The organism is Streptomyces sp. MMG1533 (assembly GCF_001279775.1).
In the GTDB taxonomy this organism is placed as follows: domain Bacteria; phylum Actinomycetota; class Actinomycetes; order Streptomycetales; family Streptomycetaceae; genus Streptomyces.
The window spans coordinates 16,864-29,429 of the sequence record NZ_LGDG01000256.1; the positions used below are offsets into that span (position 1 = coordinate 16,864).

The window sequence follows — 12,566 nt, forward strand, 5'->3', positions numbered from 1 at the left end:
AACGTTAGGTATCCACTCATGTTGACCATCCTCGGCTTCGCCATGATCGCGACCTTCCTGGTCCTGATCATGCTGAAGAAGATGTCGCCGATCGCGGCGCTAGTACTGATCCCCGCACTGTTCTGCGTGTTCGTGGGAAAGGGCGCCAAGCTCGGTGACTACGTCATCGACGGCGTCACCAGCCTCGCCCCCACCGCGGCGATGCTCATGTTCGCGATCGTCTACTTCGGTGTGATGATCGACGTCGGCCTCTTCGACCCGATCGTTCGCGGGATCCTGAAGTTCTGCAAGGCCGACCCGATGCGGATCGTCGTGGGCACCGCGGTACTCGCCGCGATCGTCTCGCTCGACGGCGACGGCTCGACCACCTTCATGATCACGGTCTCGGCGATGTACCCGCTGTACAAGCGCCTGAAGATGAGCCTGGTCGTGATGACCGGTGTCGCCGCCATGGCCAACGGCGTGATGAACACCCTGCCGTGGGGCGGCCCGACCGCCCGCGCCGCCACCGCCCTCAAGGTGGACGCCAGCGACATCTTCGTCCCGATGATCCCGGCCCTGCTGGTCGGCCTGCTCGGCGTCTTCGTCCTCTCGTACGTCCTCGGTGTGCGCGAGCGCAGGCGGCTGGGCGTGCTGACGCTGGGCGACGTGCTGGTGGAGGAGAAGGCCGAGGACAAGGAGAGCGAGACGGTCCTCGTGGGCGCCGGCGGCTCCGGCGACGCCAAGACCCCCGCCCCCACCGGCGGCGCCGGCTCCGGCACCGACGCGGACGCGGCGGACGACGAGGAGAACGACGGCTTCCAGGTCCTCGACCCGAACCGGGCCACCCTGCGCCCCAAGCTCTACTGGTTCAACGCGCTGCTCACGCTCACCCTGCTCACCGCCATGATCATGGAGTGGCTGCCGATCCCGGTGCTGTTCCTGATCGGCGCCGCGCTCGTGCTGACCGTGAACTTCCCGCACATCCCCGACCAGAAGGCCCGCCTCGCCGCCCACGCGGACAATGTCCTCAACGTCTCCGGCATGGTCTTCGCCGCCGCCGTCTTCACCGGCGTCCTCCAGGGCACCGGCATGGTCGACCACATGGCCAGGTGGATGGTCGACGTCATCCCCGCGGGCATGGGCCCGCACATGGCCCTCGTCACCGGCGTCCTGAGCCTCCCGCTCACCTACTTCATGTCCAACGACGGCTTCTACTTCGGCGTCCTCCCGGTCCTCGCCGAGGCCGGCGCGGCGCACGGTGTCACCCCGCTGGAGATGGCGCGCGCCTCGCTCGTCGGCCAGCCGCTGCACATGTCGAGCCCGCTCGTCCCGGCCGTCTACGTCCTGGTCGGCATGGCCAAGGTCGAGTTCGGCGACCACACCAGGTTCGTGGTCAAGTGGGCGGCCCTCACATGTCTGATCATCCTCGGGGCAGGAATCCTCTTCGGGATCATCTGACGCACCCCTCGACCGACTCTCCGTGGAGGAAACGACCGTGAGGCCCGGTGGGAACCGCGGCTGGCTGCTCCGCCTCGTCATCGCCTTCAGCTTCGCGCAGGGGGCGGTGTCGATGGCCCGGCCCGCCGTGTCCTACCGGGCCCTCGCGCTGGGCGCGGACGAGCGGGCGATCGGCGTGATCGCGGGTGTGTACGCCCTGCTCCCCCTGTTCGCCGCCGTCCCGCTGGGGCGCCGCACCGACCACGGCCGCTGCGCGCCCCTGCTGCCCGTCGGCGTGGTCCTGATATCCGGCGGCTGTGCGCTGAGCGGTGTCGCCGACTCCCTTTGGGCGATGGCCATCTGGAGCGGCGTGATGGGCCTCGGCCACCTCTGCTTCGTGATCGGCGCCCAGTCGCTGGTGGCCCGCCAGTCCGCCCCGCACGAACAGGACCGCAACTTCGGCCACTTCACCATCGGTGCCTCGCTCGGCCAGCTGGTCGGCCCGATCGCGGCGGGCGCCCTGATCGGCGGCCGGGACATGGCGGGTACCAGCGCGCTCGCCCTGGTCGTCGCGGGTGCGGGGGCCGCGGTCGCGTTCACTTCGCTGTGGCGCATCGAGGACCGTACGACGGTCAGGTCCCGTGCGGGGCAAGGTGACCGCGTCCCCGTGCAGCGCATCCTGCGCGCCCGGGGCGTACCCGCGGGCATCTTCATCAGCCTCTCCGTGCTCTCCGCGACCGACATCCTCACCGCCTACCTCCCGGTGGTCGGCGAACACCGGGGCATCGCCCCCTCCGTGATCGGCCTCCTGCTCAGCCTGCGGGCCGCGGCCACGATCGCCTGCCGCCTGGTGCTGACGCCGCTGCTGCGGCTGTTGGGCCGGGCCCTCCTGCTCACCGTCACCTGTCTGCTGGCGGCCGTGCTGTGCGCCGGCATCGCGCTGCCGGTACCGGTGTGGGCGCTGGCCCTGATGCTCGGGGCCCTCGGCTTCTGCCTCGGCGTGGGCCAGCCGCTGTCCATGACGACGGTCGTCCAGGCCGCCCCCGACGGCGCCCGCTCCACGGCCCTCGCCCTGCGCCTGACCGGCAACCGGCTCGGCCAGGTCGCCGCGCCCGCCGCGGCGGGCCTGATCGCGGGGGTCGCGGGGGTGGCGGCGCCGTTCGTGATGCTCGGCGGGCTGCTGCTGCTGTCCTCGGGGGTCGCGCTGCGTTCGCCGGCGAAGCCGGCCGAGGGGCAGGAGCCGACTGCCTGCCCCCGCCGGGCAGGGATCGCACCGGGCCGGAAGAGGGATGTCTGACGGTCCGTAGGGCGCTGCCCCCGCACCCCCCGGCGGGTATGTGAAAGAGACCGACGACCGCCCGCCCGGCTACTCGGGCAACGTTGTCGTCTTCGCCCGCCTCACCGGGATCCGCGAAACCCGGAAGGGCCGCCCGCGCTCGCTGAAGCCGGCCGTCCGCTTTCTCACCGACTGGACCGGGGTGCCCGATCCGGCCCTGTCTCTTCCCCCGGCCCGGCACCGTCCGTTAACTTCCGTGACTCACAGGCCCGTACGACCCGCACGGGACATTCGACCGCGGAGCACCATCGCCCAAGTGAGCCCCCGGGGGCACTGCCATGACACGCGCCATCTCCCTGCATGACGTGAGCAAGACCTACACGCGAGGCGTCCGCGTGGTGGACCGGTTGTCGCTGGACATCGCGCCCGGCGAGTTCCTCGTGCTGCTCGGACCCTCCGGCTGCGGCAAGTCCACCGTGCTCAGGATGATCGCCGGCCTGGAGGAGATCACCGAGGGGCAGCTGCTGCTCGACGGCGAGTACGCCAACGACCTGCTGCCCGCCGAGCGGCACATGGCGATGGTGTTCCAGAACTTCGCCCTTTACCCGAACATGACGAGCCGCGGCAACATCGGCTTCCCGCTGCGCATCGAGGCGCCGGGCGAGGACCCGGGCCCGCGCGTGGACGCCACCGCCCGCATGCTCGGCATCGAGGATCTCCTCGACCGCCTGCCGGGCCAGCTCTCCGGCGGCGAACGCCAGCGCGTCGCCATGGGCCGGGCAATCGCCCGCCACCCCTCCGCCTTCCTGATGGACGAACCGCTGTCCAACCTGGACGCCAAGCTCCGCAACCACCTGCGCGCCGAGATAGCGGCTCTCACCAGACAGCTGGGCGTCACCACGGTGTACGTCACCCACGACCAGGCCGAGGCCATGTCACTCGGCGACCGGGTGGCCGTGCTGCGCGGCGGCGTGCTCCAGCAACTGGACACCCCGCGCTCGGTGTACGCCCTGCCGCGCAACATCTTCGTCGCCGCCTTCATCGGCACCCCGCGCATCAACCTCCTGCGCGGCCTGGTCCGCGCCCCGCTGGACGGCGCGATGACCATCAGCCTCGGCAAGCAGTACCTGCGGCTGCCCGAACCCCTCTGCCTGGACCACCAGCTGCTCCGCGTCCAGCAGGGCCGCGAGGTCATCGTCGGCCTGCGCTCGGAGGCCGTCCGCATCGCCAAGCCGGCCGACGCCCGCCCCGGCGAGGTGGCGATCAGCGGGCTGGTGGAGCACGTGGAGTTCCAGGGCCACGAGGTCCTCGTCCACTTCGACACCGGCTCCCAACCCGCCGTCGTACCGGACCTGGAGGCCCCGCGGCCCGCCGCCTCGGCGTCCAGGCGCCGCCGCCGCGAGGGCACCGTCCTGGAGCGCTTCCGGGAGCGGGCGGGCGCCCTGCGCGCCGGCCCGGTGGTCGTCCTGGACGACCCGGCGGACGCCGCTCCCGAACCCGCTCCGGCCGACGGCCGCCTCCCCGGCGACCTCGTCGTCCGCACCACCCCCGACATCGACCTCCGCCGCGGCATGCACGTCCCCCTGCTCGTCGACATCGCCCACCTGTTCGTCTTCGACCAGTACGGGGAACGCATCTGCCCGGCTCCGGCGCGGCTGCCCGACCTGGAGGCGTGACGCCCGTTACGTATGGGCACATGAACGTGCACTTCACCCGAACCCGGGCAACCCTCACCGCTGCCGCCGTCCTGCTCGCCGTCGCCGCGCCGACTGCGTACGCCGGCCTGGGCGACGGCGCCGGAACGGCGCCGCCGCGCGGAAAGCCGTACGTCGAGACCCAGCTCTTCTTCGGTACCGTGCGCCCCGGTGGCGGACCGGCCGTGACCGACGGGCAGTTCATGCGTTTCGTCGACCGGGAGGTCACGCCGGACTTTCCCGAGGGGCTCACCGTGCAGAGCGGGCGCGGGCAATGGCGGGATGTGGGCGGCGCGATCGAGAGGGAGCGGTCGTACGAGCTGATCCTGCTGTATCCGGTGGAGCGGGCGGCGGCGAACGGCCGGAAGATCGAGGAGATCCGCCGGGCGTACGAGAAGGCCTTCGGGCAGGAGGCCGTGGCGAGGGCGGACGGCAAGGTGCGGGTCGACTTCTGATCCCTCGGGGCGTCAGGCTGATCCCAGGAGACGTCTGGCGCCCAAAAACTAACGCCGCTAGTTTATGGGGCGGACGACGCAGCCCCGCCCGGGAGGACGCACGATGAAGGCACACGACGGCATGTACATCGACGGCGAGTGGCGCCCCGCCACCGGCCCGGACGTGATCGAGGTCGTGAACCCGGCCGACGAGCAGGTCGTCGGCAGGGTCCCGGCAGGTACCGTCGAGGACGTCGACGCCGCCGTGCGGGCCGCCCGTGCCGCCCTTCCGGGCTGGGCCGCCACCGCTCCCGCCGAGCGGGCCGCGCGCCTGGCCGCCCTGCGGGACGTCCTCGCGGCCCGCAAGGACGAGATCGCCGAGACGGTCACCGCGGAGCTCGGCTCGCCCCTGAAGTTCTCACAGGCCGTGCACGCGGCCGTGCCGATCGCCGTCGCCGGCTCCTACGCCGAGCTGACGGCGACGTACGCCTTCGAGGAGAAGGTCGGCAACTCGACCGTCTTCCACGAGCCCATCGGCGTCGTCGGCGCGATCACGCCCTGGAACTACCCCCTGCACCAGATCGTCGCCAAGGTCGCCCCGGCGCTGGCGGCGGGCTGCACGGTGGTCCTGAAGCCCGCCGAGGACACCCCGCTGGTCGCCCAGCTCTTCGCCGAGGCGGTCCACGAGGCCGGCGTCCCGGCGGGCGTCTTCAACCTGGTCACCGGCCTCGGCCCGGTCGCCGGGCAGGCCCTCGCCGAGCATCCGGACGTCGACCTGGTCTCCTTCACCGGTTCGACGGCCGTGGGCAGGCGGATCGGCGCGACGGCCGGAGCCGCCGTGAAGAAGGTCGCCCTGGAACTGGGCGGCAAGTCCGCCAACGTCATCCTGCCGAGCGCGGACCTGGCCAAGGCGGTCAACGTCGGCGTGGCCAACGTCATGTCCAACTCCGGTCAGACGTGCAGCGCCTGGACGCGGATGCTGGTGCATCGGGAGCAGTACGACGAGGCCGTCGAACTGGCTGCCACGGCCGCCGCGAAGTACGGCGACCGCATCGGCCCGGTCGTGAACGCCAAACAGCAAGAACGGGTCCGGAGCTATATCGACAAGGGCGTGGCCGAGGGTGCCCGCCTGGTCGCCGGCGGTCCCGAATCCTCGCGCGAGCAGGGCTACTTCGTCAGTCCCACGGTCTTCGCCGACGTCACCCCCGACATGACCGTCGCCCAGGAGGAGATCTTCGGCCCGGTCCTGTCGATCCTCCGCTACGAGGACGAGGAGGACGCCCTGCGCATCGCCAACGGCACGGTCTACGGCCTCGCGGGCGCCGTCTGGGCCGGCGACGAGACGGAGGCGGTGGCCTTCGCGCGCCGCCTGGAGACCGGGCAGGTCGACATCAACGGCGGGCGCTTCAACCCCCTTGCCCCCTTCGGCGGTTACAAGCAGTCGGGCGTCGGCCGCGAACTCGGCACGCACGGTCTCGCCGAGTACCTCCAGACCAAGTCCCTTCAGTTCTGAGGAGCGTTCACGTGGTTCGTGCCGCCGTACTTCCCGCCGTCGGCGCTCCTCTGGAGATCGCCGAGATCGACCTCCCCGGCCCCGGCCCCGGCCAGGTCCGCGTCCGGCTCGCCGCCGCCGGGGTCTGCCACTCCGACCTGTCCCTGTCCGACGGCACCATGCGCGTGCCCGTCCCCGCCGTCCTGGGCCATGAGGGCGCCGGCACGGTCGTCGCCGTCGGCGAAGGGGTCGCGGGCATCCGGCCCGGTGCCGACGTGGTCCTCAACTGGGCGCCGTCCTGCGGCAGTTGCCACGCCTGCTCGCTCGGCGAGGTCTGGCTGTGCGCCAACGCCCTCAACGGGGCCGCCGACGTGTACGCGCGTCGTACGTCCGACGGCACCGACCTCCACCCCGGCCTGAACGTCGCCGCGTTCGCCGAGGAGACGGTGGTGCCGGCGGGCTGCGTGCTCCCGCTGCCCGACGGCATCCCGCTCACCGACGCGGCCCTCCTCGGCTGCGCGGTCCTCACCGGCTACGGTGCCGTCCACCACTCGGCGCAGGTCCGCCCGGGCGAGACGGTCGCGGTGTACGGCGTCGGGGGAGTGGGCCTCGCCGCCCTCCAGGCGGCCCGGATCGCGGGCGCGTCCAGGATCGTCGCGGTCGATGTCTCCCCGGCGAAGGAGGAGCTGGCGAGGGGTGCGGGAGCCACCGACTACGTCGTCGCCTCCGAGACCACCGCCCGCGAGATCCGGGCCCTCACCGACAAGCAGGGCGTCGACGTGGCCGTCGAATGCGTGGGCCGCGCGGCCACGATCCGCGCGGCCTGGGACTCCACCCGCCGCGGCGGCCGTACGACGGTCGTCGGCATCGGCGGCAAGGACCAGCAGGTCACCTTCAACGCCCTGGAGATCTTCCACTGGGGCCGGACCCTGGCGGGCTGCGTCTACGGCAACTCCGACCCCGCACGGGACCTTCCGGTCCTCGCCGAACACGTCCGGGCGGGTCGCCTGGACCTGGGGGCGCTGGTGACCGAACGGATCGGCCTGGAGGGCATTCCGGCGGCGTTCGAGAACATGCTGGCGGGCAAGGGCGGCAGGGCACTGGTCGTGTTCTGAGCCCTGTGCGGCGCCCGGAGCCCTTCGGGTGCTCCGGGCAACCTTCCTGCACGACCGTTGACCCCATACCGTCCGGTCAGTATGTTCCGGGGATCGTCCCCACCGCACCCACCGGAGTGTGCACGCATGGACACAGCACCACCCGCTCACACCGTCCCCACCACGGCCCTCCCCAAGGCCGACCGTCGTCGCGTGGCCACCGCGGCGGCGCTCGCCTCCGCCGTCGAGTGGTACGACTACTTCGTCTTCGGCATAGCCGCCGCCCTCGTCCTCGGAGACCTGTACTTCCCGGCGGGCAGCTCCACCGCCGGTGTCCTCGCCGCCTTCGCCACCTTCGCCGTCGGCTTCCTCGCCCGCCCGCTCGGCGGCATCGTCGCCGGCCATCTCGGCGACAAGCGCGGCCGCAAGCCGATGCTGGTCCTCGCCCTCACGCTCATGGGCCTGGCCACCACCGGCATCGGCCTGCTCCCGACGTACGACACCATCGGCGTCGCCGCCCCGATCCTGCTGGTCGCCCTCCGCGTCGTCCAGGGCGTCGCCGTCGGCGCGCAGTGGGGCGGCGCCATGCTGCTGGCCACCGAGTACGCCCCCGAGGGCAAGCGCGGTGTCTACGGCAGCGTCGTCCAACTCGGCGTCCCCATCGGCGTGGTGACGGCCAACTCGGTCTTCCTGCTGGCCGGCGCGTTCACCACGGACGGCGAGTTCGCCGCGTGGGGCTGGCGCGTCCCGTTCCTCATCGGCCTGTTCGTGCTCGTCCTCGCCTGGTACATCCACACCAAGGTCGAGGAGACCCCCGAATTCCGGGAGGCCGAGAAGGCGTTGACGGAGAAGGAGAAGTCCGAGCAGAGCTCCCCGCTGCGCACGATCATGCGCGGCCACCTCGGCACGGTGCTCCTGGCCGGCGGCTCCTTCGCCGTGAACACCGCGACCTTCTACATCCTCATCACCGGCGTGCTCGACTACACGACCCGCGAACTCGACATGAAGCGCAGCGCGGTGCTCACCGTCTCGCTCTGCGTCAGCCTCACCCAGCTCGTGCTGATCCCCGCCTCCGCCGCGCTCTCCGACCGGCTCGGCCGCATCCGGATCTATGCGTTCGGCGCGGTCGGCATCGCGCTGTGGGCCGTACCGATGTTCCTGCTGATCGACACCGGTTCGCTGCTGTGGCTCGCGGTCTCCACCTTCGTCGCCAGCTGCTTCCTCAGCATCATGTACGGCCCCCAGGCCGCCCTGTTCGCCGAGCTGTTCACCCCCGAGATGCGCTACACCGGCGCCTCCCTCGGCTACCAGATCGCGGCGGTGTTCGGCGGCGGGCTCGCGCCCTTCCTGATGGTGCTGCTCCTGGAGGCCACGGGCACCTCGATGGCGGTGTCCGGCTACATCATCGGGCTCGCGGTGATCGCCCTGATCTCCATCAAGGTCCTCGCGGACCGGGCACGTTCACGCTGACGGCCCGGACGCCTTCTCGGGCCGCGGCTCCGGAACGGCTCCCGGAGCCGCGGCCTTCGGCGGGCGCGAGCGGGACACCGCCACGCCCGCCAGACACAGCGCACCACCGGCCAGCGTGAGCAGCCCCGGCACCTCTGCGAGCGCCAGCCACGACATCAGGACGACCAGCGCGGGCACGGCGTACGTGGTCGCGCCCATGCGGCTGGCGGTCGTACGGGACAGGGCGTACGCCCACGTGGTGAAGGCCAGCGCGGTCGGGAACACGCCCAGGTAGACCATGTTGAGGGTCGCGGAGACCGGCGCGTCGGCCGCGTCCGACACCAGCTGTCCGGCGAACGGCAGACAGACCACGGCCCCGGCCAGACACCCGAACGTCGTCACCTGCAAGGGGCTCGCCGCGCCCAGGGCGGGCTTCTGCGCGACCACGCCGGCCGCGTAGCCGACCGCGGCGAGCAGACACAGCACCACGCCGAGCACCGAGGAACCGCCCTCGCCGGACATCGACAGCCCGACCGCCACCGCACCCGCGAACGACACCGCCATCCCCGCGAGCAGCCGCGGCGGCATGACGTCCCCGAGCAGTCGCGAGGCGAGCAGGGCGACGAGGATCGGCCCGATGTTCACGACCAGGGCCGCCGTGCCGGCGTCCACCTGTTGTTCGCCCCAGTTCAGGGCCACCATGTAGAAGCCGAACCACAACACCCCGGATATCGCGATCCCCCGCCACGCCGACCGCGGCGGCAACCCCTCCCGCCGTACGAGACAGATCACCCCCAGCGTCAGCGCCCCGGCCAGCAACCGCCCGAGCGCCAACGCGCCCGGCGAGTAGGCCTCCCCCGCACTGCGGATCGACACGAAGGCGGAGGCCCACAGCACGACGGTGACCGTGGCAGCGCCGGCGGCGAGCAGCTCTGCGCGACGGACCGGGCGGGACGGGGAGGGGGTCATCATGCTCCAGAGGTTAGGAGGGGAGGGGGTCAGGAGTCTTGCGGATTTCGGACGTGACGCCGGCCGTGGCGGCGGCCCGGGCGCGCGCGGATGTCGGCCGGGCTCAGTGCAGCGCCCCCGCCTCGATCCCCAGCAGTTCCGACAGCGCCCGCTCACCCGTCGCCGTCACCTTCACCGCCCGCTCGGAGCCGATGCGCACGCACCAGCCCGCGTCCAGGGCGTGGCGGCACAGGGCCGCGCCCGCGACGCCCGCGAGGTGGGGGCGCCGTTCGGTCCAGTCGAGGCAGGCACGGGCGAGTGGGCGGCGGCTCGTGCGGTCGAGGCGGATGCCGGTGGCCTCGAACCAGCCGATCCCCGCGTCCGTGAGCGCGAACCCGGTGTCCTGACGCAGCAGTTCACGCGAGGTCAGTGCGTCGGTCACCACGATGCCGAGCCGCCCGGCGAGGTGGTCGTAGCAGGTGCGGCCGCGGGCCATGGCCGACCCGGCGTTGGACTCGCGCAGGTTCCGCGGCCGTACGGCAGCACCGCCCGGCGCCACCTGCGCGGCGAGGTCCTCCACCAGTTGGGCGACCCGCGCGTCGGCCAGCCGCACGTACCGGTGCCGGCCCTGACGTTCCTCGGCGAGCAGCCCGCCCGCCACGAGTTTGTCCAGGTGTTCGCTCAGGGTCGACGCGGCGACACCCGCGTGCCGCGCCAGCTCACCGGCGGTCCATGCCCGCCCGTCGAGCAGCGCGAGCAGACAGGCGGCCCGGGTCTCGTCGGCGACAAGACCGGCGAGACGGGCCAGCGGGGATGCCCGTGGATCCTTCGAGGTCATGCGTCCCAGCATGGGACACGGACGGTTCGGCGCCCACCGAACTGTCCTACGGCGTCCGCTCGACCTGTTCGTACTGCTGCACCAGGCCGTCCAGCAGCGCGGTCAGCCCCGTTTCGAAGGCCCGCTCGTCGATCTTCTCCTGCTGCTCGGCGAGGAGATGCGCCTGCCCGAGGTGCGGGTAGTCGGCGGGGTCGTACGCGCTCGCGTCGTCCACGAAGCCCCCGGCGAAGGAGCCGAGCGCGGAGCCCATGACGAAGTACCGCATCAGTGCGCCGATGGAGGTGGCCTGCGCCGCCGGCCAGCCCGCCTCGACCATCCCGCCGTAGACGGCGTCCGCGAGGCGGAGTCCGGCCGGCCGGCGGCCGGGGCCGCGGGCCAGCACCGGAACGATGTTGGGGTGGTCGCGCAGGGCCGCCCGGTAGGAGACCGCCCAGTCGTGCAGTGCGGTCCGCCAGTCCCGCCCGTCCTCGAACATCGACAGGTCGACCTGCGCGCTCACCGAGTCGGCGACCGCCTCCAGGATCTCGTCCTTGGTGCGGAAGTGGTTGTAGAGCGAGGGTCCGCTGACCCCCAGCTCGGCGGCGAGCCGACGCGTGGAGACGGCCGCCAGGCCCTCCGCGTCCACGAGCACCCGAGCGGTCTCGACGATCCGGTCGGTGCTGAGCAGGGGCTTGCGCGGTCGGGCCATGGCGCACATAGTAGGGCTGCAGACAGAAACTAGCAGTGCTAATTTAAATGTGCGGCTTTCAACCTGGGGTGGCGCGCCATGAACCTTGAGCTCAGCGAGGAGCAGACCGCGGTACGACAGCTGGCCCGCGACTTCGTGGACCGCGAGATCGCCCCCCACGTCATCGCCTGGGACCGCGCCGAGGAGGTCGACAGGTCGATCGTCAAGAAGCTCGGCGAGGTCGGCTTCCTGGGCCTGACCGTCGACGAGGAGTACGGCGGCTCGGGAGGCGACCACCTCGCGTACTGCCTGGTCACGGAGGAGCTCGGCCGCGGCGACTCGTCCGTGCGCGGGATCGTCTCCGTCTCGCTCGGGCTGGTCGCCAAGACCATCGCCGCCCGGGGGAGCGAGGAGCAGAAGCGTCAGTGGCTGCCGGGCCTCACCTCCGGCGCGTACGTCGGCTGCTTCGGCCTCACCGAGCCGGGCACCGGTTCCGACGCAGGCCACCTCACCACGCGCGCGGTGCGCGACGGCGACGAGTTCGTCATCAACGGCACCAAGATGTTCATCACCAACGGCACTTGGGCCGACGTCGTGCTGCTGTTCGCCCGCTCCACGGACGCCCCCGGCCACCAGGGCGTCTCCGCCTTCCTCGTCCCGACCGACATCGCCGGCCTCACCCGCCGCACCATCCACGGCAAGCTGGGCCTGCGCGGCCAGGCGACCGCGGAGCTGGTCCTGGAGGATGTGCGCGTCCCCGCCTCCGCGATGCTGGGGGAGGAGGGCAAGGGTTTCTCGGTCGCCATGTCGGCCCTGGCCAAGGGCCGGATGTCGGTGGCGGCGGGCTGCGTCGGCATCGCCCAGGCCGCGCTGGACGCGGCCGTCCGGTACGCGGGTGAGCGCGAGCAGTTCGGGAAGACCATCGCCCACCACCAGCTCGTCCAGGAACTGATCAGCGACATCGCCGTCGACGTGGACGCGGCCCGCCTGCTGACCTGGCGGGTGGCCGACCTGATCGACCGGGGCCTGCCCTTCGCCACCGAGTCCTCCAAGGCCAAGCTCTTCGCCTCCGAGGCCGCCGTCCGCGCCGCGAACAACGCCCTCCAGGTCTTCGGCGGCTACGGTTACATCGACGAGTACCCAGCGGGCAAGCTGCTGCGGGACGCCCGGGTGATGACCCTCTACGAGGGCACCAGTCAGATCCAGAAGCTGGTCATCGGGCGGGCGCTGACCGGGGTTTCGGCGTTCTGAGTAC

General features: G+C 71.9%; 11 protein-coding genes. 8 read left to right on the plus strand and 3 right to left on the minus strand.

Translation table 11 applies throughout. The features are described from left to right. Positions 1-18 precede the first annotated feature (18 nt). The 7 genes from ADK57_RS37385 (at position 19) to ADK57_RS37415 (ending at position 8,879) form a co-directional block, all read left to right on the plus strand. Entirely contained in the window at positions 19-1,440 is a 1,422-nt protein-coding gene (locus ADK57_RS37385) for a CitMHS family transporter (protein WP_053754134.1), read from the plus strand. Between the two features lie 37 nt (positions 1,441-1,477). Next, positions 1,478-2,716, plus strand: coding sequence for an MFS transporter (locus ADK57_RS37390; protein WP_053754135.1), 1,239 nt, complete (start codon positions 1,478-1,480; stop codon positions 2,714-2,716). Between the two features lie 317 nt (positions 2,717-3,033). Beyond that, on the plus strand, positions 3,034-4,371 hold the full coding sequence (locus tag ADK57_RS37395; RefSeq protein WP_053754136.1) for an ABC transporter ATP-binding protein: 1,338 nt from the start codon (positions 3,034-3,036) through the stop codon (positions 4,369-4,371). Between the two features lie 20 nt (positions 4,372-4,391). Continuing rightward, the gene (locus ADK57_RS37400) at positions 4,392-4,844 is read left to right on the plus strand and encodes a DUF3574 domain-containing protein (protein ID WP_053754137.1); all 453 of its coding nucleotides are present in this window, start codon (positions 4,392-4,394) and stop codon (positions 4,842-4,844) included. Positions 4,845-4,947: 103 nt separating this feature from the next. Continuing rightward, a complete protein-coding gene (locus tag ADK57_RS37405; RefSeq protein ID WP_053754138.1) occupies positions 4,948-6,336 on the plus strand; it encodes an aldehyde dehydrogenase family protein in 1,389 nt (462 codons plus the stop codon). 11 nt (positions 6,337-6,347) lie between these two features. Next, a complete protein-coding gene (locus ADK57_RS37410; protein ID WP_053754139.1) occupies positions 6,348-7,430 on the plus strand; it encodes a Zn-dependent alcohol dehydrogenase in 1,083 nt (360 codons plus the stop codon). Positions 7,431-7,556: 126 nt separating this feature from the next. Then, positions 7,557-8,879: an MFS transporter gene (locus tag ADK57_RS37415; RefSeq protein ID WP_053754140.1), complete on the plus strand. Its 1,323-nt coding sequence runs from the start codon at positions 7,557-7,559 to the stop codon at positions 8,877-8,879. Here ADK57_RS37415 and ADK57_RS37420 read toward each other — a convergent pair. From ADK57_RS37420 to ADK57_RS37430, 3 genes are all read right to left on the minus strand, one after another. After that, positions 8,871-9,830, minus strand: coding sequence for a DMT family transporter (locus tag ADK57_RS37420; protein WP_053754141.1), 960 nt, complete (start codon positions 9,828-9,830; stop codon positions 8,871-8,873). The two genes, ADK57_RS37415 and ADK57_RS37420, sit on opposite strands and share 9 nt — an antisense overlap. A 100-nt stretch (positions 9,831-9,930) precedes the next feature. Beyond that, the gene (locus ADK57_RS37425) at positions 9,931-10,644 is read right to left on the minus strand and encodes an ArsR/SmtB family transcription factor (protein WP_053754168.1); all 714 of its coding nucleotides are present in this window, start codon (positions 10,642-10,644) and stop codon (positions 9,931-9,933) included. A gap of 46 nt (positions 10,645-10,690) precedes the next feature. Continuing rightward, positions 10,691-11,332: a TetR/AcrR family transcriptional regulator gene (locus ADK57_RS37430; protein WP_053754142.1), complete on the minus strand. Its 642-nt coding sequence runs from the start codon at positions 11,330-11,332 to the stop codon at positions 10,691-10,693. Positions 11,333-11,410: 78 nt separating this feature from the next. On the opposite strand from ADK57_RS37430, the gene ADK57_RS37435 reads away from it, so the two are divergent. Continuing rightward, a complete protein-coding gene (locus ADK57_RS37435) occupies positions 11,411-12,562 on the plus strand; it encodes an acyl-CoA dehydrogenase family protein (RefSeq protein WP_053754143.1) in 1,152 nt (383 codons plus the stop codon). The last annotated feature ends 4 nt before the right edge of the window (positions 12,563-12,566 follow it).

Bases quoted from the DNA above. Each gene is read 5' to 3' on its own strand.
- ADK57_RS37415 (WP_053754140.1), top strand. From the start codon at position 7,557: ATGGACACAGCACCACCCGCTCACACCGTCCCCACCACGGCCCTCCCC.
- ADK57_RS37395 (WP_053754136.1), top strand. From the start codon at position 3,034: ATGACACGCGCCATCTCCCTGCATGACGTGAGCAAGACCTACACGCGA.
- ADK57_RS37435 (WP_053754143.1), top strand. From the start codon at position 11,411: ATGAACCTTGAGCTCAGCGAGGAGCAGACCGCGGTACGACAGCTGGCC.
- ADK57_RS37385 (WP_053754134.1), top strand. From the start codon at position 19: ATGTTGACCATCCTCGGCTTCGCCATGATCGCGACCTTCCTGGTCCTG.
- ADK57_RS37405 (WP_053754138.1), top strand. From the start codon at position 4,948: ATGAAGGCACACGACGGCATGTACATCGACGGCGAGTGGCGCCCCGCC.
- ADK57_RS37400 (WP_053754137.1), top strand. From the start codon at position 4,392: ATGAACGTGCACTTCACCCGAACCCGGGCAACCCTCACCGCTGCCGCC.
- ADK57_RS37430 (WP_053754142.1), bottom strand. From the start codon at position 11,332: ATGGCCCGACCGCGCAAGCCCCTGCTCAGCACCGACCGGATCGTCGAG.
- ADK57_RS37420 (WP_053754141.1), bottom strand. From the start codon at position 9,830: ATGATGACCCCCTCCCCGTCCCGCCCGGTCCGTCGCGCAGAGCTGCTC.
- ADK57_RS37425 (WP_053754168.1), bottom strand. From the start codon at position 10,644: ATGACCTCGAAGGATCCACGGGCATCCCCGCTGGCCCGTCTCGCCGGT.